The sequence below is a fragment of the Sphingomonas trueperi genome (assembly GCF_040545665.1).
GTDB classification, from domain to species: domain Bacteria; phylum Pseudomonadota; class Alphaproteobacteria; order Sphingomonadales; family Sphingomonadaceae; genus Sphingomonas; species Sphingomonas trueperi_B.
Genome location: NZ_JBEPMH010000002.1, coordinates 164,101 through 185,733, shown reverse-complemented (window position 1 = coordinate 185,733; position 21,633 = coordinate 164,101). Strand labels below are relative to the sequence as shown.

21 protein-coding genes and 1 riboswitch are annotated in these 21,633 nt (G+C 67.4%); of the genes, 7 read left to right on the top strand and 14 right to left on the bottom strand.

Translation table 11 applies throughout. The features are described from left to right. Positions 1 to 5 precede the first annotated feature (5 nt). Complete coding sequence (locus ABIC65_RS08080) at positions 6 to 719, top strand: hypothetical protein (protein WP_354307997.1); 714 nt, start codon at positions 6 to 8, stop codon at positions 717 to 719. A gap of 8 nt (positions 720 to 727) precedes the next feature. Here the strand turns inward: ABIC65_RS08080 and ABIC65_RS08075 are convergent, their stop codons facing one another. Together ABIC65_RS08075 and ABIC65_RS08070 are read right to left on the bottom strand one after the other, a co-directional pair. Beyond that, positions 728 to 970 carry a hypothetical protein gene (locus ABIC65_RS08075; protein ID WP_354307996.1) on the bottom strand — a complete coding sequence of 81 codons (243 nt, stop codon included), beginning with the start codon at positions 968 to 970 and terminating at the stop codon, positions 728 to 730. 26 nt (positions 971 to 996) lie between these two features. Next, entirely contained in the window at positions 997 to 1,227 is a 231-nt protein-coding gene (locus tag ABIC65_RS08070) for a hypothetical protein (RefSeq protein WP_354307994.1), read from the bottom strand. 127 nt (positions 1,228 to 1,354) lie between these two features. Between ABIC65_RS08070 and ABIC65_RS08065 the strand changes: the two genes are divergently transcribed. Both ABIC65_RS08065 and ABIC65_RS08060 read left to right on the top strand, forming a co-directional pair. Further along, a complete protein-coding gene (locus ABIC65_RS08065) occupies positions 1,355 to 1,933 on the top strand; it encodes a S24 family peptidase (protein WP_354307993.1) in 579 nt (192 codons plus the stop codon). Further along, positions 1,930 to 2,550, top strand: coding sequence for a class I SAM-dependent methyltransferase (locus tag ABIC65_RS08060; RefSeq protein ID WP_354307992.1), 621 nt, complete (start codon positions 1,930 to 1,932; stop codon positions 2,548 to 2,550). The genes ABIC65_RS08065 and ABIC65_RS08060 overlap by 4 nt, the downstream gene beginning before the upstream one ends. 30 nt (positions 2,551 to 2,580) lie before the next feature. Here the strand turns inward: ABIC65_RS08060 and ABIC65_RS08055 are convergent, their stop codons facing one another. The 5 genes from ABIC65_RS08055 to ABIC65_RS08035 all read right to left on the bottom strand — a co-directional run bounded on the left by ABIC65_RS08055 (position 2,581) and on the right by ABIC65_RS08035 (position 9,567). Then, a complete protein-coding gene (locus ABIC65_RS08055; protein ID WP_354307990.1) occupies positions 2,581 to 4,608 on the bottom strand; it encodes a M13 family metallopeptidase in 2,028 nt (675 codons plus the stop codon). Between the two features lie 135 nt (positions 4,609 to 4,743). Next, entirely contained in the window at positions 4,744 to 5,883 is a 1,140-nt protein-coding gene (locus tag ABIC65_RS08050) for an NF038132 family protein (protein ID WP_354307989.1), read from the bottom strand. A 367-nt stretch (positions 5,884 to 6,250) separates the two neighbouring features. Further along, positions 6,251 to 7,663 carry a type I glutamate--ammonia ligase gene (glnA, locus tag ABIC65_RS08045; protein ID WP_354307988.1) on the bottom strand — a complete coding sequence of 471 codons (1,413 nt, stop codon included), beginning with the start codon at positions 7,661 to 7,663 and terminating at the stop codon, positions 6,251 to 6,253. A 92-nt stretch (positions 7,664 to 7,755) separates the two neighbouring features. Then, positions 7,756 to 8,094: a P-II family nitrogen regulator gene (locus ABIC65_RS08040; protein ID WP_010544265.1), complete on the bottom strand. Its 339-nt coding sequence runs from the start codon at positions 8,092 to 8,094 to the stop codon at positions 7,756 to 7,758. 165 nt (positions 8,095 to 8,259) lie between these two features. After that, complete coding sequence (locus ABIC65_RS08035; RefSeq protein WP_354307987.1) at positions 8,260 to 9,567, bottom strand: methyl-accepting chemotaxis protein; 1,308 nt, start codon at positions 9,565 to 9,567, stop codon at positions 8,260 to 8,262. A gap of 151 nt (positions 9,568 to 9,718) precedes the next feature. Between ABIC65_RS08035 and ABIC65_RS08030 the strand changes: the two genes are divergently transcribed. Both ABIC65_RS08030 and ABIC65_RS08025 read left to right on the top strand, forming a co-directional pair. Next, the gene (locus tag ABIC65_RS08030) at positions 9,719 to 9,973 is read left to right on the top strand and encodes a hypothetical protein (RefSeq protein WP_354307986.1); all 255 of its coding nucleotides are present in this window, start codon (positions 9,719 to 9,721) and stop codon (positions 9,971 to 9,973) included. A gap of 125 nt (positions 9,974 to 10,098) precedes the next feature. Further along, the gene (locus ABIC65_RS08025) at positions 10,099 to 10,914 is read left to right on the top strand and encodes a ferredoxin--NADP reductase (protein ID WP_354307985.1); all 816 of its coding nucleotides are present in this window, start codon (positions 10,099 to 10,101) and stop codon (positions 10,912 to 10,914) included. A gap of 178 nt (positions 10,915 to 11,092) precedes the next feature. On the opposite strand, the gene ABIC65_RS08020 is transcribed toward ABIC65_RS08025, so the two are convergent. Further along, positions 11,093 to 12,145 carry a threonine aldolase family protein gene (locus ABIC65_RS08020; protein WP_354307984.1) on the bottom strand — a complete coding sequence of 351 codons (1,053 nt, stop codon included), beginning with the start codon at positions 12,143 to 12,145 and terminating at the stop codon, positions 11,093 to 11,095. A gap of 51 nt (positions 12,146 to 12,196) precedes the next feature. Further along, positions 12,197 to 12,308: riboswitch (SAM-I-IV-variant riboswitch) on the bottom strand. 136 nt (positions 12,309 to 12,444) lie between these two features. Further along, a complete protein-coding gene (gene map, locus ABIC65_RS08015) occupies positions 12,445 to 13,269 on the bottom strand; it encodes a type I methionyl aminopeptidase (protein WP_093293885.1) in 825 nt (274 codons plus the stop codon). A gap of 55 nt (positions 13,270 to 13,324) precedes the next feature. On the opposite strand from map, the gene ABIC65_RS08010 reads away from it, so the two are divergent. Together ABIC65_RS08010 and ABIC65_RS08005 are read left to right on the top strand one after the other, a co-directional pair. Continuing rightward, the gene (locus ABIC65_RS08010; RefSeq protein WP_354307983.1) at positions 13,325 to 13,828 is read left to right on the top strand and encodes a GFA family protein; all 504 of its coding nucleotides are present in this window, start codon (positions 13,325 to 13,327) and stop codon (positions 13,826 to 13,828) included. Next, positions 13,828 to 14,583 carry a competence/damage-inducible protein A gene (locus tag ABIC65_RS08005; protein ID WP_354307982.1) on the top strand — a complete coding sequence of 252 codons (756 nt, stop codon included), beginning with the start codon at positions 13,828 to 13,830 and terminating at the stop codon, positions 14,581 to 14,583. The genes ABIC65_RS08010 and ABIC65_RS08005 overlap by 1 nt, the downstream gene beginning before the upstream one ends. 106 nt (positions 14,584 to 14,689) lie before the next feature. Here the strand turns inward: ABIC65_RS08005 and ABIC65_RS08000 are convergent, their stop codons facing one another. The 5 genes from ABIC65_RS08000 to ABIC65_RS07980 form a co-directional block, all read right to left on the bottom strand. Further along, complete coding sequence (locus tag ABIC65_RS08000) at positions 14,690 to 17,629, bottom strand: TonB-dependent receptor plug domain-containing protein (protein ID WP_354307981.1); 2,940 nt, start codon at positions 17,627 to 17,629, stop codon at positions 14,690 to 14,692. A 377-nt stretch (positions 17,630 to 18,006) separates the two neighbouring features. After that, entirely contained in the window at positions 18,007 to 18,936 is a 930-nt protein-coding gene (locus ABIC65_RS07995; protein ID WP_354307980.1) for a bifunctional riboflavin kinase/FAD synthetase, read from the bottom strand. Between the two features lie 226 nt (positions 18,937 to 19,162). Next, positions 19,163 to 20,338, bottom strand: a complete 1,176-nt coding sequence (locus ABIC65_RS07990) for a dipeptidase (protein ID WP_354307979.1) — start codon at positions 20,336 to 20,338, stop codon at positions 19,163 to 19,165. After that, complete coding sequence (locus ABIC65_RS07985) at positions 20,335 to 20,811, bottom strand: dihydrofolate reductase (RefSeq protein WP_354307977.1); 477 nt, start codon at positions 20,809 to 20,811, stop codon at positions 20,335 to 20,337. The genes ABIC65_RS07990 and ABIC65_RS07985 overlap by 4 nt, the downstream gene beginning before the upstream one ends. Continuing rightward, the gene (locus tag ABIC65_RS07980; protein WP_354307976.1) at positions 20,808 to 21,602 is read right to left on the bottom strand and encodes a thymidylate synthase; all 795 of its coding nucleotides are present in this window, start codon (positions 21,600 to 21,602) and stop codon (positions 20,808 to 20,810) included. The genes ABIC65_RS07985 and ABIC65_RS07980 overlap by 4 nt, the downstream gene beginning before the upstream one ends. Positions 21,603 to 21,633: the final 31 nt, after the last annotated feature.

Sequence of the window (21,633 nt, the reverse complement as noted above, 5' to 3'; positions counted from 1 at the left end):
AACGCATGAAGCTGCCGCTCGTCCCCTTTGCCGCCCTTTTGCTGGGCGGCGTATCGGCTCTGGCCGTCGTCGCCCTTCCGGCGGCAGGCATTATCATACCGTCCATCGGTGGCGCAGGCGGCACGGTGCCGCTGTCCGATCCTTCCAGGTTCCTCCTTGCGCTTGCCGCCGGTACTGTCGGCGCGGTTGTGGGCGTGCTGGCCGCGCGCTGGATCGGCCGCCGCGATCCCGTGGCAACCGCGGCGCACGAACCGGAAACGCTGCCGACCCCGATCATCCGCCGCGCCGATGCGCATCCCGACGCGCGACCGCGGCCGCCGCTGCGCGCAAGCCATGATCTGGACATGCCCGCCTGGGCGCTGCCCAAAGTGCCGGTGGAGCAGGAACCGGCCGCCGCCGAGCGCGACCTGCCCGTCGATCTCGACCAGCCGCTCGCCGCGTTCGACCCCACCGCGATCCCGGCGGTGCCGCTGCCGCCGCCCGTCCCACCGCGCCGCGAACGCGCCGCGAGCGCCGGCCAGCGGACGCCGGCCAGCCGCGAGCCCGGTGATCGGCTCGTCCGCCCCGAAACCGACGTTTCGGTGCACGCGCTGCTCGAACGGCTCGAGCGGGGCGTCGTTCACCGCAACCCGGCGGCGCAGGTGCGCGGCCGCGTGCGGGCCGATCGCGGACTCGACGATGCCCTCGCCGCGCTGCGCAGCCTCGCCCGCCAGGCCTGAGGGCCGACTCAGCACTCCTCGACGGTGAGCGCCTCGACCGCGGCGCGCAGTACGCCGTCGACGGTCTCCACTGCCCCCACCTGCAGATCGGCGACCAGGTGCCCGCGGATCGGCAATTCTAATTCGGGTAGCGCGACGAACCAGGCCTGCGCGACGACGCTCGCATCCAGCTCCAGCAGCAGCCGGTGCCGCGCACCGCTGAAGGTGACGCTCGCCCACGGCACCCAGCTCGCCTCCACGATCCGCAGCACGCAGCCCTCCGTCGCCGCCGCCGCGATCAGCGCCCGTTCGAGCCGCGCGCCGATATCGCGCCGCCGCGCCGCTTGGGCTTCCAGGCCGGCGGGGCGGCGAGGAAGGCGCGCAGCCGTGCCGTCAGGTCCGGTCCCGGTACGCGGCCCAGGCGCAGATCGCCGACCAGTCGCGGATCGCCCGCTGCCAAGCGCCCGAACCGCGTCGCCGGCATCCGCGTCCGTTCTAGGAACGCTTCGATTTCCCCATGCAAGGACACCCATGTCCTCCTCCTTCGACTCGGATGATCACGATATGTTCTCATCTGAGTCTTGCGTAGGAAAAATCCTAAGTGTAGGAAAGGGGGTATGGAAGCCGATGTTCAACGGGCAAATTTTGCGAAGCTGGTGGCCTCCAAGGGGGTGCGTCTCGCCACGCTGTCGCGCGTGCTCGGGCGCAACCCGGCCTATCTGCAGCAATATCTGATGCGTGGCTCGCCCCGCGAACTACCCGAGCGCGATCGGGCGCGGCTGGCCGAGTACCTGGGCGTCGACGAGACGCTGCTGGGCGGTCGCCCGCAGGCGGCGCTGGTCACCGTGCCGCGGATCGATCTGGGCGCGTCGGCGGGGCCGGGGGGCTGGGCGGAGGAGGAAACCGCTCAGGCGCCCTTCGCCTTTCCGCCGCTCTTGCTGCGCCAGCTCGGCGTGCGGCCCGAGGCGGCCTCGATGGTGCGCGTGGCGGGCGATTCGATGGCGCCGACGCTGCGCGATGGCGACGAGATTCTGGTCGACCGCGATCGTTGCCGGATCGATGCCCGCGGCATCTTCGTGCTGCGGGTGGAGGGCGAGCTGCTGGTCAAGCGGCTGCGGCCGGCGGTGGGCGGGGTGGAGCTGGTGAGCGACAACCCGGACTATCCGGTGCGGCTGGCACGCGCGGGGCGGTTTCAGCTGATCGGGCGGGTCGCCTGGCTGGGGCGCGCGCTGTGAGCGGGGCTGCCGACGTCGCCGCGTTCATCCGGAAGCAGCTGCCGGTCCTGGAAGTCGCCTGCGTCCCCGAACTGCGGTTGCACAAGGCGGGGCCCGCAAGCGGCGTGGGCCGGCTAGGCGATGCGGCACCCTATTGGGCCTATTGGTGGGGCGGCGGGCTGGCGCTGGCGCGGTACGTGCTGGACCATCCCGTGCAGGTGATGGGGCGCCGCGTGGTTGATCTCGGCGCGGGGTCGGGCCTGGTCGGAATCGCCGCCGCACGCGCCGGTGCGGCCAAGGTCACGGCGTCCGAGATCGACCTGCACGCCCGCGCTGCCATCGCGCTCAACGCGGCGCTGAATGCGGTCACGCTGGCGGAGATCGTCGGCGACATGACCGACGGCCCGGCGCCCGACGCCGATCTGCTGCTCGTCGGCGACGTGTTCTACGCGCCCGACGTGGCGACGCGCGTCACCGCCTTCCTCGATCGCTGCGTGGCGGCTGGGGTGGAGGTGCTGGTCGGCGACCCGTGGCGGGCGCCGCTGCCGGTGGAGCGGCTGACGCTGCTGGCGCGCTACGACGTCGCCGAAACCGGCATGGCCAAGGCCGCCGGGGTATTCGCCTATCGCGCGATATGAGGCCGGGGGCAGGGCGCCCCCGGCTGCCGCTCACCAGACGTGCACCCGCGCTTCAGGCGCCAAATACAGCGCATCGCCGGGCTTCACGCCGAATGCCTTGTACCATGCGTCCATGTTCCGCACGATGCCGTTGACGCGGTACTTGTCCGGGCTGTGCGGATCGGAGAGCAGCTGCGCCCGCACCGCGCCTTCGCGCGCCTTGCCTTGCCAGCTGGCGGCATAGGCGAGGAAGAAGCGCTGGTCGCCGGTGAGGCCGTCCAGCACCTTGGGCTCGCCGTGGCGGGCGACATAGCGGCGATAGGCGGCATAGGCGACTTCGAGCCCGCCGAGGTCGGCAAGGTTCTCGCCCAGCGTCAGCTGGCCCTTGATGTGGACGCCGGGGATCGGCTCATAGGCATCGAACTGCTTGACCAGCGCCTGGGCGTGCGCGGTGTAGCGCTCCGCCGACTGCGCCGTCCACCAGTCGCGCAGCTTGCCGGTGGCGTCGAACTGCCGGCCCTCGTCGTCGAAGCCATGGCCCATTTCGTGGCCGATCGTCGCGCCCGTCTCGCCATAGTTCACCGCCGGATCGGCGGCGGGATCGAAGAAGGGCGGCTGGAGCTGGGCGGCCGGGAAGGTCACCTGGTTCATCACCGGATCGTAATAGGCGTTCACTGTCTGCGGGGTCATCTCCCACAGCGTGCGATCCACCGGCTTGCCAAGTCGCGATAGCTGCAGCTTCCACTCGAATTCGTCCGAGGCGAGGTCGTTCGCCAGCGGATCGGTGGCGCTGACCGGCATCGACGCATAGTCGATATACTTGTCCGGGTGGCCGATGCGCGGATCGAACGCGGCCAGCTTGGCGAGCGCTTCCTTGCGGGTGGGCGCGTCCATCCAGGCGGCCGCCTTGATCTTGTCCGCGTAAGACGCGCGCAGATCCTCGACCAGTTCCTTCGACAGCGCCTCCGCCGCCGGGCCCCAGTGGCGCTCGGCGTAGATCTTGCCGATCGCCTCGCCCAGCGCGCCGTTGACGACGCGCACACCGCGCTTCCAGCGCTCCGACTGCGCCTGCACGTCGCGGAGCGTATGGCCGTAGAAATCGAACTGCGCGGCGTCGAATGCCTTGGGCAGCACCGCGGCATGATCGCTGATGAAGCGGAAGCGCAGCCAGTCCTTCCAGGTGGCGAGCGGCACGTCGCCCAGCCGCTTGGCGGCGGCGGTGACGGCAGTCGTCTCGCGCACCACCACGGTCGGCATCTTGCCCAGGCCCTGGTGGGCGAGCACCGCACCCCAGTCGAACTCGGGCGCCAGCTTGGCGAGCTGGGCGCGGTCCATCGGGTTGTAGGTCTTCTGCGGATCGCGGCGCGCCTCGGGCGTCCACTGGTCCTTGGCGAGGCTGGTCTCGAGCGCGAGGATCGCATCTGCCTTGGCCTCGGCATCGGCGATGTCGGCCAGCTGCTGGATCTTCACGATATAGGCGCGATACGCCTTGCGGATCGTCTCGTACTTATCGCCGGGCAGCAGGTAATAGTCGCGGCTCGGCAGGCCCAGGCCCGCCTGGCCGGCCATCACCGTGTAGCGGGTCGGATCCTTCTCGTCGGCCGAGATGCCGATGCCGATCGGGCTGGCATAGCCATGGTCGGCCATCAGCAGCTCGAGCGCATGGCGATCCTGCACCGCATCGATGCGGGCGAGATAGGGCTTGAGCGGCGCGGTGCCGCGCGCTTCGATGCCGGCCTCGTCCATGAAGGCGTGATAATAGGTCGCGACCTGGCGCAAGACGGGATCGCTGGGCGCGGGGCCCGCATCCTCGATCAGCTTGCGCACCTCCACCTCGGTCTCGTCGGGCAGGTCGTAATTATAGCCGATCCGTGCCTTGTCGGGCGCGATCGGCGCGTCGCGCAGCCAGCTGCCCAGCGCATAGGCATAGAAGTCGTCGCCCGGCTTCACGCCGCGGTCCATCGTCGTGAGATCGACGCCCCAGGGGCCATACTTCGCCTTGTCGGCAGTCTGGGCGAGGGCGGGGGAAGCGAGCAGCGAAGTGCCGAGCAGCAGGGCTGCGAGACGCGGGAGGCGCATGAATCGGGTGGTCCTCGAAGTGATATATCTCGCTACCACGGTCGAAGAAGCGACTCAATTCTCCTCGCACGCGCGTCGGGTGCCCGATCGGGATAGGCGCGTCCGACGGCGCTTATCCCGATCGATGCGCAGGATTCACGCGGTCGCCGATGTCGCGCGCCGCCGCCGCAACCCATGGCCGGCCAGCCCGAGGCCCAATATCATCGTCGCCCATGCCGCAGGCTCGGGTACGCCGGTGGTGGTGATGATCGGCGTCTGGGTCATCGTCACGGCACCGCCGGCGACGAAGGTGAGGCCGGTGACGAAGGCGCCCCCGTCGGTCGGGTCGAGCGCGGCCGTCAGGTCGATGCCCTTCAGCTTGAACCCGGTGACGCCGGCCGCGAACAGCGTCGTGAAATCGAAGCTGTAGACGCCGTGCGCCAGCAGCACGTCGTTGAGGCTGTAGACGTCGTAGCCATTGGCGTCGCCGGGGATGGTCGGGAAGATCGCGCTCGCGATGTTCGGCCCGGAAAGCACGTCGTAGATATAGCCGGTCGCATAGTCCGGATCGATGAAGATCGGCGTGGCGGGCGTTGCGACGAAGTCGAAGGTGAAGGCCTTGGTGACAGGGTTCTGGGGCACGCTAGGCTGAAAGGGATTGGAGGGGGTGCTGCCCGTCTGGGTGCCGTTCACGAACACGCCGGTAAACGCCATGCCGGTGTCCAATGACGTGTCGCTCCAGTTCGCGGCGCCGAACCGCAGCTGATAGGTGCCGGCGGTCGTGATCGTGTATTCGGACTTGATCCAGCCGGTATAGCCGCAGCCGATATCGTAGCAATCGCCGCTGCTGGGGCCCAGCGGAGACCAGACCGGTCCGCCGGCGATGATCGGAACGGTGGATGGAGTCAGCACCGCGTTCACTGCCGGCATGCTCTGGCCCGGGACGATCGTGCCGCTCGGCTTGGTGCGGGCAGTGAAGAGGTTCACCGCCAGGCTGTCGTCGGTCGCCCCTGCCGTCAGCAGCTGGGCGAACGCATAGTCGGAAAAGCCTGCGCCGTCCGAGGTGACATAGTTGAAGTAGAAGGACACCTTGTCGCCGACCCGGGCGGCAAACGCGGAGGAGCGGAGTTCGGAGCCGTTGGTCGCGCTGCCGCTATACCCGGTGATCCTCGCGGCCCCATCCTGGCCGAGATGGGTGGATACCCAGTTCCAGCTGGTCGCGCCGCCCGGCGGTGCCGTGACGACTCCGTCGGCCGCCGTCGCAGTTCCGCAATTGCCGATGCAGGTGTCGGCCAAAGCAGCGCAAGGTGCGAATAGTAGAGCGAGTACATGCGGGGCGCATGCAAGCTTTCGACGCCGCATCAGATCTCTCCCAAATCCATCTATCGATGTCTTGCCCCCGATCGATAATATGGATTTCGCAAGTAGACTGCTACCAGGATTGAATTGATGCTGAGCAAGTTCATGCGATTTGGATATTTTTGTAAGGGGCGCAATGGCAGGGCGTTGATTTGTATGTGCAATGTATCGCTGCGCGAATTGCCGTTTCGGCGCTGCTTTGGGGTTGCTGCTCACAGACGGCAACGATCTCCCGTGGATCGTCAGACAAAAAAGGCGCCCGGATCGCTCCGGACGCCCCTTTCTTCAGCAGATCCCGAAAGGATCAGCTCGAATAGTACATGTCGTACTCGACCGGGCTTGGGGTCATTTCCCAACGGGCCACGTCGGCGCGCTTGATCTCGATATAGGCCTCGATCTGGTCCTTCGAGAACACGTCGCCCTTCAGCAGGAAGTCGAAATCGGCTTCCAGGCTGTCCAGCGCCTCGCGGAGCGAACCGCATACGGTCGGCACTTCGGCCAGCTCGGCCGGGGGCAGATCGTACAGGTTCTTGTCCATCGGGTCGCCCGGGTGGATCTTGTTCTGGATGCCGTCCAGGCCCGCCATCAGCAGCGCCGAATAGCAGAGATACGGGTTGGCCAGCGCGTCCGGGAAGCGGAACTCGACGCGCTTCGCCTTGCTGCCGGTGCCGTACGGGATGCGGCACGATGCCGAGCGGTTGCGGCTCGAATAGGCGAGCAGCACCGGCGCCTCATAGCCCGGAACCAGACGCTTGTAGCTGTTGGTCGACGGGTTGGTGAAGGCGTTGAGCGCCTTGGCGTGCTTGATCACGCCGCCAATGAAGTAGAGGCAGGTGTCGCTGAGGCCCGCATAGCCGTTGCCGGCGAACAGGGGCTGGCCCTTTTCCCAGATCGACATGTGGGTGTGCATGCCCGAGCCGTTATCTTCCTTGATCGGCTTCGGCATGAAGGTCGCGGTCTTGCCATAGGCCTGGGCGACCTGGTGCACGACATACTTGTAGATCTGCATGCGATCGGCGGTGGTCACCAGCGTGCCGAAGGTCAGGCCCAGCTCATGCTGTGCGGCGGCGACTTCGTGGTGGTGCTTGTCGCAGGGCAGGCCCATTTCTAGCATGGTCGAGACCATCTCGCCGCGGATGTCGACGGCGCTGTCGACCGGCGCGACGGGGAAATAGCCGCCCTTGGCGCGCGGACGGTGGCCGAGGTTGCCGGCTTCGTACTCGCGGCCCGAATTGCCCGGCAGCTCGATGTCGTCGATCTTGTAATAGCTGGTCGAGTAGCTGTTCTCGAAGCGGACATCGTCGAACATGAAGAACTCGGCTTCGGGGCCGACATAGATGGTGTCGCCGATGCCGGTGGTCTTCAGATACGCCTCGGCGCGCTTCGCGGTCGAGCGCGGGTCGCGGGCATAGAGTTCGCCGGTCGACGGCTCGACGATGTCGCACACCAGGATCAGCATCGGGGTGGCAGAGAACGGATCGATCCACACCGCGTCCAGATCCGGCTTGAGGATCATGTCGGACTCGTTGATCGCCTTCCAGCCCTCGATCGACGAACCGTCGAACATCAGGCCGTCGGTCAGCTCGTCCTCGCCGAGGATCGACGCGACCATGGTCAGGTGCTGCCACTTGCCCTTGGGGTCGGTGAAGCGCAGGTCGATCCATTCGATCTCCTGATCCTTCACCATCTTCAGGATGTCACTGGCCGAATTCGCCATCGTATTGCCCTTTCGCTCTCTTTCGTGTGCCCGACGAATCGGGCAATAAAATTACTCGTGCGGCGGCCTCATCGCCGCCGCCCCCGTCCACGTCAAACGGCGTTTTCGTTCCGCTCCCCGGTGCGGATGCGCAGCGCCGTCTCGACGGGGATCACGAAGATCTTGCCGTCGCCGATCCGGCCGGTCTGCGCGGCGGCGGCGATCGCCTCGACCACGCGTTCGGCCAGCGTGTCTTCCACCACCACTTCCAGCTTCACTTTGGGCAGGAAGTCCACGACATACTCGGCGCCGCGATACAGCTCGGTATGGCCCTTCTGGCGGCCGAAGCCCTTGGCTTCGGTGACGGTGATCCCCGAGACGCCCACTTCGTGCAGCGCCTCCTTCACTTCATCCAGCTTGAACGGCTTGATGATGGCTTCGATCTTTTTCACGTTTTCCCCCAGGCAGCGGAAACGCCCGCGACAGGTCTGATTCCTGGGTGTTTAGCAACCTGCATGCCAGAACGGGAATAGCCAGCGTGCCCCCACGCGCCGAACGGATTTCGGCGCAAGAATCTGCTCGATTATCGGGCATTGGCTGCTCAATCGCGCAGCAGATCAGGCGGCGCGGACCTCGAGCAGGAAACGGTCGACCTCGTCGGACAGTTCCTCCGCACCGCTGCGCAGGCCCGCGGAGAGATCGGCGATGGCGTGCGCATTGCCCGAGGCGGCCTGCGCGGCGGCGCGGACCTGCTCGATATCGGTCTGTACCGCGCGGGTGCCGGAGACGCTTTCGGCGACGTTGCGGGCGATGCTACGCGTCGCGTGGTGCTGGTCGCGCACCGCGCATTCGATGCTGGAGGACAGGCCGGCAATGCCGGTGATCGCCTGCTCGACCCGCCCTTGATTGGTGGTCACACGGTCGACCACGGTTCGGATGCCGGCAACCTTGGTGCCGACGCTCTGCGCGGCGTGACGAACCTGGCCGGCCAGCGCCTTGATCTCGTTGGCCACCACGGTGAAGCCGCGGCCGGCCTCGCCCGCACGCGCCGCCTCGATCGCGGCGTTGAGCGCGAGCAGGTTCACCTGCCCGGCAATCTCGCCGATCGTGGCGGTGACCGCGCCGACATTCTCAGCGAAGGCGTCGAGCTCGGCGGTACCCAGCCGGCTGTCGTCGACCAGCGCGACCGCCTCGGCGGCCGAGGCGCGCGCGGTGACCGTGTCCCGGCCGATCGCGTCGAGCGTCGCCGCCAGCGCCTCGGATTCGCGGGCGATTGCGGCGAGATTGTCGTGGCTTTGCGCAACCGCGGCGGCGAGCGCGGTCGCCGAGGCGCTGTTGGCGCTCGCCCGCTCGACGGTGGCGGCGGCGCTGGCGCGCAGCGTGCCGGCGAGATCGCGGAGCTGCCCCGCCATCGCGCCGACCTCGGCCTCGATCCGCTCGCTCGCGGCTTCGATACGGCGGGCGCGGGCGGTCTGCTCGGCGGCCTCGCGCACCCGGTCCTCGGCGGCGAGCTGGATGATGCGGCGGTTGCTGATCGCGGCGAAAAGCTGCCCGCCGCGGGTGAGGATCATGCCTTCCTGCCCGTCGGCGGCCGAATAGGCATCAACCAGCGCGCGCGGCGACTGGGCATAATCGGCGACGGGGCAGGGGCGCACCATCGATTCCAGCCGCCGCCCATAGGCCGGGTTGCGCAGCAGCGCATGGCCATAGGGATTGAGCAGCAGCCGGCGCACGTCCTTCTCGAACACCGCGCCCAGCGGCTGATGGCGGGCATCGAGTACCGGCAGCAGCCGCAGCGACGGATCGTCCTGGAAGCAGCGCACGGCCTCGCCGAGCGGCGTCTCCAGCGTCAGCCAGGGCGGCGCGCGTTCGGCCTCGGTAAGCCACGCGAAGAGGAAGCGGAGATGGGCGGGCATGTCGAGCATCGCCGCCTCCGGTAGGGCACGGCGGTAAACGAGCGATTAGTGTTTGATGACAGGTTTACGACATTCCCCCATGAAATCTTCGCACATTTGCGGCTGAAGCGAGGTGTGAACGTTAGCGGCGACGATCACGCACTGAACAGGGGAAGCTTCGATGCGATCGCTGCCGATGAATGCGCCGGCCGAGCTGCGACGCCGGATCGCCGATGGCGTTGCGTCGGCGGGCGCACGCTCGGTGGTGGTGGCCCGCGGCTCGCTGGTGCTGATGGCCCATGGGCTTTCGGCAGTGCTGCCCGAACAGCGCGGCGACTGCTGGATTGAAACCGAGGGTGGAACTCTGACCGCGGACGACACCATGGCGCTGCTGCGGCACTGGACCACCGGTGCCCCGATGGCACAGGGCGTTTAGGCCCCCGAAGCGCTACTTTCTGGACGCAGGCGGCTTCTGATGGCAGAGGGCCGCCTTTGTATTGCCAAATCCGGCCCAGCCCTGCGGCGGCCGGGCCGACCAGAGCGTTACGAGGACCCGCTTTCATGACCGTCGACACGCGCGCGCCCGCGCTGCTTCCCGAACATCCCGCCTTCGCCACCGCCAAGGTGCTGTGGGTCCGCCACTGGAACGAGCATCTGTTCAGCTTCGCGATCGAGCGTCCGGCGAGCTTCCGCTTCCGCTCGGGCGAGTTCGTGATGATCGGGCTGGAAGGCGAGGGCGGCAAGCCGCTGATGCGGGCCTATTCGGTCGCCAGCCCATCCTGGGCCGAGGAGCTCGAATTCCTCTCGATCAAGGTGCAGGATGGTCCGCTGACCTCGAAGCTGCAGAAGATCGTGCCGGGCGACGACATCTATCTCGGCAAGAAATCGACCGGCACGCTGGTCGCCGACGCGCTGCTGCCGGGCCGCCGCCTGTTCCTGCTCTCGACCGGCACCGGCCTGGCGCCCTTCCTCAGCGTCGCGCGCGATCCCGAGATCTACGAGCGCTTCGAGCAGGTGATCGCGGTGCACAGCGTGCGCCGAGTGAGCGACCTGGCCTATCATGACGAGCTCGCCGCCAAGCTCGCCGACGATCCCCTGATCGGCGAGCAGGCCGCGCACCAGTTCCACTATGTGCCGACGGTGACCCGCGAGCCGTTCCACACCAGCGAGCGCATCGGTGCGCTGCTCGAGAACGGCAAGCTGTTCGAAGGCGTGCCGGGCGACCCGGTGCTGCACCACGAGACCGACCGCGTGATGCTGTGCGGATCGATGGACATGATCCGCGATTTCGCGACGCTGCTCGAGGGCAAGGGCTTCAAGGAAGGCTCGAACAACGCGCCGGGCGATTTCGTGATCGAGCGCGCCTTCGTCGGCTGAACCTCGCCGCTTCAATGAGCGTCTCCTCCCTCGGCGAAGCCGGGGGAGGGGGACCGCCGCCGAAGGCGGTGGTGGAGGGGGAAAACCCTCCCGCCGCGAGATGCCCCCTCCACCATTTGCTGGCGCAAATGGTCCCCCTCCCCCGGAGCTGCGCTCCGAGGGAGGAAACGGTTGATCTTCAGGCGGCGAGGGCAGTCGCGCCGTTGACTGCGCGAATATCCGCCGCCAGCTGGTCCACCCGGGCCGGATCGGCATCCCAGGCGAACATGAACCGCGCGCCGCCGCCGATGAAGGTATAGAAGCGCCAGCCCCGCGCGCGCAGGCCTTCCAGCACCGCCTCCGGAGCCCGGACGAAGACGCCGTTGGCCTCCACCGGGAACATCAGCTCGACGCCCGGCAACCCCTGGATCTGCCCCGCCAGCCGCTGCGCACAGGCATTGGCGTGCCGCGCGTTGCGCAGCCAGGCGCCGTTCTCCAGCATACCCACCCAGGGCGCCGCCAGGAAGCGCATCTTGGAGGCGAGCTGCCCGGCCTGCTTGCAGCGATAATCAAAGTCCTGCGCCAGCGCGCGATCGAAGAAGAGGACGGCCTCGCCCACCGCCATGCCGTTCTTGGTGCCGCCGAAGCAGAGCACGTCGACGCCCGCGCGCCAGGTGATCTCCGCCGGATCGCAGCCCAGCGTCGCGCAGGCATGGGCGAAGCGCGCACCGTCCATGTGCAGCTTGAGGCCGAGTTCGCGGCACACCGCCGAGAGCGCCTTCACTTCGTCCACCGTGTAGACCTGGCCGGTCTCGGTCGGCTGCGTGATCGTCACGACGCGCGGCTTGGGGAAGTGGATGTCGGAGCGGCTGGTCGCCACCGCGCGCACTGCCGCCGGCGTGAGCTTCCCGTCCTCGCTCTGCGCGACGAGCAGCTTGGAGCCGTTGGAGAAGAACTCGGGCGCACCGCACTCGTCGGTCTCGACATGCGCCGCCGCCGAGCAGATCACGCTGTGATAGGACTGGCAGAGCGCCGCCAGCGCGAGCGAATTGGCCGCCGTGCCGTTGAACGCGAAGAACACCTCGCAATCGGTATCGAACAGCGTGCGGAATGCGTCCGCGGCCGTGTGGGTCCAACGGTCGTCACCATAGGCCGGCGCGTGGCCGGTATTGGCGGCTTCCATCGCTGCCCAGGCTTCGGGGCAGATTCCGGCATAATTGTCGCTGGCGAATTGCTGGGCTTCGGTCGTCACGCTCTACTGCCTTCTTCCTGTTCCAGGAGGCGGGCGACGACAGGAAATGTGGCGTGGACACCGTGTTGCCGGGTTCGGCCACATCCCTCCACTTTGCCATGGAGGCACCACCTTGCACGGGGCAGGTTGGTGCCGGGCGTCGGCCCGACTCTTGATGCTGCAGCAGCGAATAACGGAAGTTGCGGAAGGGCGCAAGATTGTTGCGGAGCGCCATTTGCAGTTGGCGGCGCCCGCGTCGCCCTGCCACCGTCATCCCCGCGAAGGCGGGGACGACGAGGATTTGGTCTCGGGCCGCCGCCTCAGTATGGCGGCTGGTGGAGGCCCTTGGGGCTGGTCGTGAAGATCTCGCAGCCGGTTTCGGTGATGCCGATCGAATGCTCGAACTGCGCCGAGAGCGATCGGTCGCGCGTCACCGCCGTCCAGCCGTCGTCGAGCAGCTTCACATCCGGGCGGCCGATGTTGATCATCGGCTCGATCGTGAAGAACATCCCCGGGCGCAGTTCGGGGCCGGTGCCGGGGCGGCCGACATGGACCACCTCTGGCGCGTCATGGAACACCTGGCCGAGGCCGTGCCCGCAGAAATCGCGGACCACGCCGTAGCGATGCTTCTCGGCATGGCGCTGGATGGCATGGCTGATGTCGCCGAGATGGTTGCCCGGCTTGGCCTGCTCGATGCCGAGCATCAGGCACTCATAGGTCACGTCGACCAGCCGGCGCGCCTTGATCGGCACGTCACCGACCAGATACATGCGGCTGGTATCGCCGTGCCAGCCGCCGAGCAGCGGGGTCACGTCGATATTGACGATGTCGCCGTCCTTGAGGACTCGGTCGCCCGGGATGCCGTGGCAGACGACATGGTTGATCGAGATGCAGCAGCTATGCGTGTAGCCGCGATAGCCGAGCGTGGCGGGCACGGCCCCGGCGGCCACGGTCATCGTGCGGACGATGTCGTCCAGCTCCTGCGTCGTCACGCCGGGGACGACATGCGGTACCAGCGCGTCGAGAATCTCGGCGGCGAGGCGGCCGGCCTTGCGCATGCCTTCGAAGCCTTCCGGGCCATGGAGCTTGATCGCATGGCTGCGCGCCTGCGGCATGTCCGCCGTCACGTTCACATATTCGGTCATGCTTGCGATATAGGAGCCCCGGGCGCAAAGGGCGAGGGGGCATGGAGGATTGCGGATGCAGGAATCGGGCGCGGCGTGGCTGGAAGGCGGATGTGCCTGCGGCGAGGTGCGCTATCGCGTGGCCGCCGATCCGATCGCGGTCAACAATTGCTACTGCACCCTCTGCCAGCGCCAGACCGGCTCGACCAGCGTGGTCAATCTGTTCATCGAAAGCGAGAGGCTGGAACGCCTCGCGGGCGAGACCAGCAGCCATGTCGTGAAGACGGGCTCGGGTGGTCCGCACGAGATCGTCCGCTGCGCGACCTGCGGCACGGCGCTGTGGAGCTTCTACCCCCGGCTGGGGCGGCTCGGCGCGGGGGTGCGGGTTGCGACGCTGGACGACCCGACTGGCATCCGGCCGGATGCGGCGATCTTCACCGCCAATCGCATGCCCTGGGTGACGCTGCCCGAAGGCGTGCCGCAGTTCGAGGCGGCCTATGACCCGGCGACGTTCCTGCCGCCCGATCGGCTGGCCCGGATGCGCGCGCTGGCCGAGCGCAAGCGGGCGGCGGGTCTCTGATGGCCCCGCGGATCTGGACCGCCGCCCTGGTGGTGATCGGCGACGAAATCCTGTCGGGCCGCACCCAGGACAAGAATATCGCGCAGCTCGCCACCTGGCTCAACGCGCAGGGCATCCGCCTCGCCGAGGTGCGGGTGGTGCCGGACCAGCAGGCGGCGATCGTCGAGGCGGTCAACACGCTGCGGGCGCGCAACGACTATTGCTTCACGACCGGCGGCATCGGTCCCACGCATGACGACATCACCGTCGACGCCATCGCCGCGGCGCTGGGCGTACCGGTGGTGGTGCACGAAGAAGCGCGCGCGGCGCTGGCCGACTATTATGCCAGCAAGGGCGGGCTGACCGAGGCGCGGCTGCGGATGGCGCGGGTGCCGGAGGGCGCCGAGCTGATCGTCAACCGCATGTCGGGCGCGCCGGGGATCCGCTGGGGCAACATCTTCATCCTGGCGGGCGTGCCGCACATCGCTGCGGGCATGCTCGATGCGCTCACCGGCACGCTCGAAGGCGGGCTGCCGGTCGTCTCGCGCACGATCGGCTGCTGGGTGGCCGAAAGCGAGATCGCCGATCTGCTCGGCGAGACCGAACGCGCGCACGAAGGCGTATCGATCGGCAGCTACCCCTTCTTCCGCGATGGGCGCGTGGGCGCCAACTTCGTGGTGCGCGCTACCGATGCGGCACTCGTCGACCGCGTCATCGCGATCCTTGCCGACGGGCTGGAAGCGCGCGGCCTCGAGGCGGTCGACGGCGGAATCTGACTTTCGGCTGCGTTACGCGCGGCGCCTCGATCACCGACAAACGCCAAAAAAAAGAGCGGCACTCCGAAGAGTGCCGCTCCCATTCGATCATCCCCTAGGGGATAGATCAGAACTTGAAGGTCGCGCCCACGTACAGCATGCGGCCGTACAGATCGTAGGTATCCGCCACCGTCTGCGTGCCCGGCCAGGTGACCTGGTTGGTGTCGCCGAAGACGGGCGGCTTGGTGTCGAGAAGGTTGTTCACGCCCGCATACAGCTCCATCTGCTGCTTCTCGCCGACCATCACCTTGCCCTGCAGGTTGTGGTAGAAATAGGCCGAGATACGCTGCGCATCGGGATCGCCGAGGTTGTCGGTCAGCGGGCCCATATAGTCGATGCGGTAGTTCAGCTGGAACTTCGGGGCGCTGAACGTGATGTTGGCCACGCCCTTGTCCTTGAAGCCCGAGCCGAGGCGACCGCAGCTATAGCAATCGGCCTGACCCAGCTCGTTCTGGACCGGACCACCCGGGAACGGCGTCTGCTGCTGCTTGAAGCGATGGTTGTACATCACGTCGAAGTCGAAGCGCGAGGCGCCGACCGGCACCGCATAGCGCGCCTCAACGTCGATGCCCGACACGAGGAACGAACCGGTATTCAGGTTGAGCGCGTTGACGCGGGTGATGAAGCCGTTGCTGTCGCGGACGACGTTGTTGCAGAACAGCGGGTTCCCCGATGCGATGCATTCGTCGATCGAGACCTGCTGGCCGATGATGCCGATCGCGTTCTTCACCTTGATGGTGTAGTAGTCGACGGTCATGCTGAAGTTCTTGAAGAACGTCGGCGTGATCACCGCACCGGCGGTGAAGGTGTCGGCGGTTTCCTCGCGCAGGTTCCGATTGCCGCCGAGCAGGCCGTCGATCGTCTGGATCTGTGCCGTGCTGTAGGCGAACGCACCGCGGGTTGCGATCGTGTTCGCGATACCCGGGATGTTGGCGCAGGCCGGGTTCAGTGCGCCGATCGGGGCGCCGTCACCATCGCCGCCGCGCTGGTCGCACCGGTCGGTCACCGCCGGGAACGTCTGGCTGATCGAAGCGAACAGTTCGCCGATATTCGGTGCGCGGGTCGCACGCGAGTAGACGCCGCGGAAGCGGATGTCCGAGGTCGGTGCGAAGGTCGCGCCGCCCTTGAAGCTCCACACGCCGCCGACGGTCGAGTAGTCGGCATAGCGCGCTGCGCCCTCAAGGCCGAGATACTTGATGCCCGGACGGTCTTCCACGATCGGCGCGACGACTTCGACGAAGCCCTCCTTCACGTTGAAGCTGCCCTGCGTGTTGGTGATCTGGTTGCCCGCGCTCAGGCCCGCCTGGGTGAACGGATCGAACACTTCGGAGCTCTTTTCGTGGCGATATTCGCCGCCGAACGAGATCGCGACCGGACCGCCCCACAGCGAGAACAGGTCGCCGTTGATGCTGCCGGAGACGACGTCCTGGTTCACCTTCGCCAGATAGTCGAAGGCAACGTTGCTGCCGTTGACCAGCTGCACGGTGCCGCCGTCGATCAGCGTCACGTTGCGCGTCGGGCCGGTATAGGTCTGCAGGAACTTCGAGGCTGCCGCCGAGACGGTATTGGCGCCGAAGATGTTCATCGGCACGCAGCCCGCTGCACGCGCTGCTGCATCCGAGCAGCGAACCTGGCCGTCCGGGCCGATCTCGTTGCTCAGCGCCGCACCGTAGTTGGGCGTGTAGATCGACTGGGCGGTGGTGTGGTCGCGGCTTTCCGAGTGCTCGTAGTAGATATCGTACGACCAGTTGGTGCCGGCGGTGAACTGACCCTTCGCCCCGATCACGCCGCGATAGAAATCACGCTCGTTCTTGTTGCTGCGGCTGAAGATGTCGTTCGAGCGGCGACGGAACTGGACGACGTCCACGCCGTTGGCAACCGCGGCTGCGCGGATCGCGTCCGGCACGTAGGGGCTGCTGATCGGGATGCCGGCATAGGCCGAACCGTCGAAGTTCAGCGCTGCGCCCGCGCCCGTGTTGGCGATGGCCGACGGCTCGAGCGAAGCGTTCGAGTTGGTGCGGCTGTACTGGCCCTGCGCGTAGAGCTTGAACGCATCCGAGAAGTCGTAATGAGCGAGGACCGCACCCTGGTAGCGCTCGACCGGCACCGACAGCAGGCGATCGCCGTTGCGGTTGTACCCATCGATGTTCGCGCCCTGATAGCCCTTCAGGGCGTTGTTCGGGCCGAAGGTGAAGGTGCTGGGGTTGCCGGCGGTGAAGCCATCGGTATTCGGGCCGCTGACGTCGAACACACCCTGCGAAGCGTAGGAGCTGCGGTTCGGCAGGTCGCGCGACGAGAAAGCGCGGTCGCGCGAATACAGGCCGTGATCATTGTCATAGCTGAAGTTCGCAGTCACGTTGCCGCGGCCGCCGCCGAAATTCTGGCCGCCGGTGATCGTGACATACTGGCGCGCTGCGTCGCCCTTGTCCGAAAGGGTGTTCTGTGCGCGGACGCGCAGGCCCTGGAAGTCGTTCTTGAGGACGAAGTTGACCACGCCTGCGATCGCTTCCGAACCATAGACTGCCGAGGCGCCGCCGGTGACGACTTCAACGCGCTGGACCAGATCGGTTGGGATGTTGTTGACGTCGACGGCCGAGCTGCCGGCGATACCCAGCGTACGACGGCCGTCGATCAGCACCAGGGTGCGCGACGAGCCGAGGTTGCGCAGGTTCACCGTCGCGGTGCCGTTGCCGGTGTTCGAGAAGTTCGAGCTGGTGCGGCTGATATTCTGGCCGACCGACGGCAGCGTGGCGAGCACGTCCTGGATGTTCGAGGCGCCGGTCTGCTCGATGCGCTCGGCGCTGACGACAGCGACCGGGGTCGAGGATTGGAGGTCGGGGCGCGCGATGCGCGAGCCGGTCACGACGATTTCGGTGCCGGCACCCTGCTGCGCGGCATCGGCCGTGCCATTCTGGTCCTGTGCAAAGGCGGGCGCGGCGAACAACGCCACTGCGCCCATTCCAGCCAGCGCCGTGCCGGCGCGGAGGGCATACGCGATACGAGACATAACCTACTATCTTCCTTTGCTGCGCGCGCCGGCCTTCCGAGCGGAGGGGCGCGCGCTCTCCCTAGATCGTGTCGGCAGCTAGGCTGGCGACGACACTGCGCCGGGGCATGAGCCGCTGTAACCATGGTGTAAAGTAGCCTCCGCCACCCCCAGCGGCTTTGTCGCAGCCATGTGGCTTCCAGAACACAGTTAAGGAGCAAAGATGTAGCTCGAAGGAAACAAATATATAAATTTCACTGCTGATTGGAATGAATATTCCACTGTTACAATTTGGCAACAAACTGTGACTGCCAGCAACATTGTCGCGGGCGCGCCATCGTGCGCGAAGGCGGCCGGGCGGGCGACACTATTGTTTTGGGAAGGCCGTGTGGCGAGCGTTAGGGCTGCTGGGAGAGCAGCTGTCGCGCCTGTGCTGCGTCCAGATCCATCTGAACGGTAAGCGCATCAAGGCTGTCGAACTTCGCTTCGGGGCGGAGATAGTCGATCAGCGCGACTTCCAGCGTCTGGCCGTACAGGTCGCCGCTGAAATCGAAGAAGAAGCTCTCCAGCAGTTCGATCGGCGGATCGAAGCTGGGCCGGATGCCGAGATTGGCGACGCCGTTCAGCACGCGCCCGTCGGGAAGGCGCCCGCGCACGGCGTAGATGCCGTATTTCGGGCGGAGATAGGTGCCGAGCCGCATGTTCGCGGTGGGGTAGCCGAGCTGGCGGCCCAGCTTGGCGCCGCCTTCTACTTCCGCCGCGATCGCGAAGGGGCGGGTGAGCAGCGCCGCCGCACCGCGCGGTTCGCCAGCCTTGAGATGTTCGCGGATGCGGCTGGAGGAGACGATCTGGTCCTCCGTCGCCACCGCGCCGACCGTCTCGGCGGTAAAGCCGAGCTCGGCGCCCAGCGCAGCCAGCGTGGCGATATTGCCTTCGCGGCCCTTGCCGAAGGTGAAGTCCTCGCCGGTCACCACCCCGGCGGCGCCGACCGTGTCGACCAGCTGCTCGGCGAACTGGCGCGCGGTGAGGCGGGCAAGGGTGGCGTCGAAATGGAACACCAGCATGCCGTCGGCGCCCGCGGCGGCGAACAGCCGCTCGCGCTGGTCCAGCGTGGTCAGCCGGAAGGGCGGGGCGTCGGGCTGGAAGAAGCGGCGCGGGTGCGGATCGAAGGTCGCGACGATCGCCGGGCGCCCCTCGGCACGGGCACGCGCCACCGCGCGGCCGACGACCGCCTGGTGCCCAAGATGGAAGCCATCGAAATTCCCGAGCGCGACGATCGCGCCCCGGAGAGGAAGCGGAACCGTCGAGCCGCCGTCCAGCCGCTGCATGCGGTGGCTATAGGGATTGGCCGGGGCGATGCCAATGGGGGAGGGGGCGTGCACCTACTCAAGCCCCTCCCCTTCAGGCGCATCAGGTCGGCGCTGCTCCCAGCAGCGCCTGAACAGTGCGGGGCGCTGTTCACCTGATGTGGGGTTGGGGTGGGGCAGGGTCTCACCGAGACCAGCGCGCGCTCTGGAATCCCTCCACCCCACCCCTCCTCCAAGGAGGAGGGGCTTAGATTTTGGAACGCCCCATCCCCGCCCGCAGCACGCGAAGCACGTTGCCTCCCATCACCTTGGCAATTTCCTGCTCCGAAAAGCCGCGATCGACCAGCGCCTGGGTCACTACCACCAGCTGCGACGCATCGAACCCGGTGGTCACCGCGCCGTCGAAGTCCGAGCCGAGCCCGACATGGTCGATGCCGACCAGATCGCGGACATGCGCGATCGCCGCCGCGATCGCCTCCGGGCTGGTCGCGCAGACTGCCGCCTCCCAATAGCCGATGCCCACCACCCCGCCGGTGCGGGCGATGCCGCGGATCTCGTCGTCGGTGAGGTTGCGGTTGACCTTGCAGGTTGCCTGCACGCCGCCATGGCTGGAGACGACCGGCCGCCGCGCCATCGCGAGAATGTCGGCCACCGCCGCGTGGCTGGCATGGGCGACATCGACCACCATGCCGAGCGCCTCCATCCGTCGCAGCACCTGCCGGCCCAGCGGCGTCAGCCCGCCCTTGGCCTGCCCGTGCATCGAGCCCGCAGCCTCATTGTCGAAGAAATGTGCGAACCCGGCCATGCGGAACCCGGCCGCGTAGAGCCGATCGAGATTGGCGGGGTTGCCCTCCAGATCTTGCAAACCTTCGATCGAGAGCAGGCCGCCGGTGGCCTTGCGCCCGGTAGCGCGATCGGCGAGCAGCCGGTCGAGCTCGGTGGGCGTGCGGATCACCCGCAGCGTGCCGCCCGAGGCCGCGGCCGCGCGCTCCAGCTTCTCCGCATGCCAAAGCGAGCGCTGGAGCAGCGAGCCCCAGGTGCGCGGCGGCTGCGCTTGCGCAATGGCGAGCAGCGTGATGTTGTCGCTGTCCGCGCCATTGGCGTCGTAATTCTGGTGCCGCGGCGTCTTGGTGACCGAGGAGAAGACCTGCAGCGCGACATTGCCCGCCTGCAGCCGCGGCAGGTCGACCTGGCCGCGATTGGCGCGATCGAGCAGGTTGCGCCGCCACAGCAGCGTGTCCGCGTGCATGTCGGCGATGGCGAGGCTCGCATGCAGCGCGCGGGTCTGGGGCGTGACATGAGGGAGGGGAGCGGGGACGACGCGGTTCATCCCCGCCTCCACCGCCGCCGGAGCGATCCCGAAAAAGCCGAACGCGGCGATGGCGAGCACCGCCGCGACGCCGATCAGGATCGGGCGCTTCATCGCCGCCGGAGGAGCGTCACGAAGTCGTAGGCGGGACGGTCGCCGTCCGCCGGATGCGGCTCGCGCGCGGTCTCTTCCCAATCAGCGGGATCGAAGGCGGGGACGTGCGCGTCGCCTTCGGCATCGAGATGCACTTCGGTCAGCTCGATCCGATCGGCGCGGTCCAGGAACAGCGCGAACACCTCCGCGCCGCCGATCACCGCCGCATCCTCGCCGGCCAGCGCCAGCGCCTGGTCGACGTCGTGTGCCACCTCGGCACCGTCCGCCTGCCAGCCGGTGTCACGGGTCAGGACAATGTGGCGCCGGCCGGGCAGGGGGGCGGGAAAGGACTCGAAGGTCTTGCGGCCCATGATCATCGGCCGCCCCAGCGTCTGCGCCTTGAAGCGCTTGAGGTCGGCGGGCAGCCGCCACGGCAGCTGGCCGTCGCGGCCGATCACGCCATTGTCCGCCCGGGCGAGGTGAAAGCTGATCATACCGCCACGGGCGCCTTGATGTGCGGCTGCGCGACATAGTCGTGGATCGCGAAATCCTCATACTCGTACGAGTCGATTGACGGCGCCTTGCGGAGGATCTCCAGCCGCGGCAGCGGGCCGGGCGTGCGGCTCAGCTGTTCCCGTGCCTGCTCGAGATGGTTGAGATAGAGGTGGCAGTCGCCGCCGGTCCAGATGAAGTCGCCGACCTCGAGCCCCGCCTGCTGCGCGAGCAAATGGGTGAGCAGCGCATAGCTGGCGATGTTGAACGGCACCCCGAGGAAGATGTCGGCCGAGCGCTGGTAGAGTTGCAGGCTCAGCCGGCCATTGGCGACATGGCACTGGAAAAGGCAGTGGCACGGTGCCAGCGCCATCGCCCCCAGCTCGCCCGGATTCCAGGCGGAGACCACCATCCGGCGCGAGCCGGGGTTGGTCTTCAGCGTCTCGATCAGCTCGGCGATCTGGTCGATATGGCGGCCGTCGGCGGCCTCCCAGTCGCGCCACTGCTTGCCATAGACCGGGCCGAGATCGCCGTTGTCGTCGGCCCATTCGTCCCAGATGCTGACCTTGCGCTCCTGCAACCAGCGGACATTGGTGTCGCCGCGCAGGAACCACAGCAGCTCGATCAGGATCGAGCGCAGGTGGAGCTTCTTGGTGGTGAGCAAGGGGAAGCCCTTGCGCAAGTCGAAGCGCATCTGCGCGCCGAACACGCTGCGCGTGCCGGTGCCGGTGCGGTCCATCACCTCCACGCCGTCGTTGAGCGCGCGGGCCATCAGGTCGAGATATTGGTGCATGGCGCGGAACCTAGCGGTGCGCGCCGCGCGA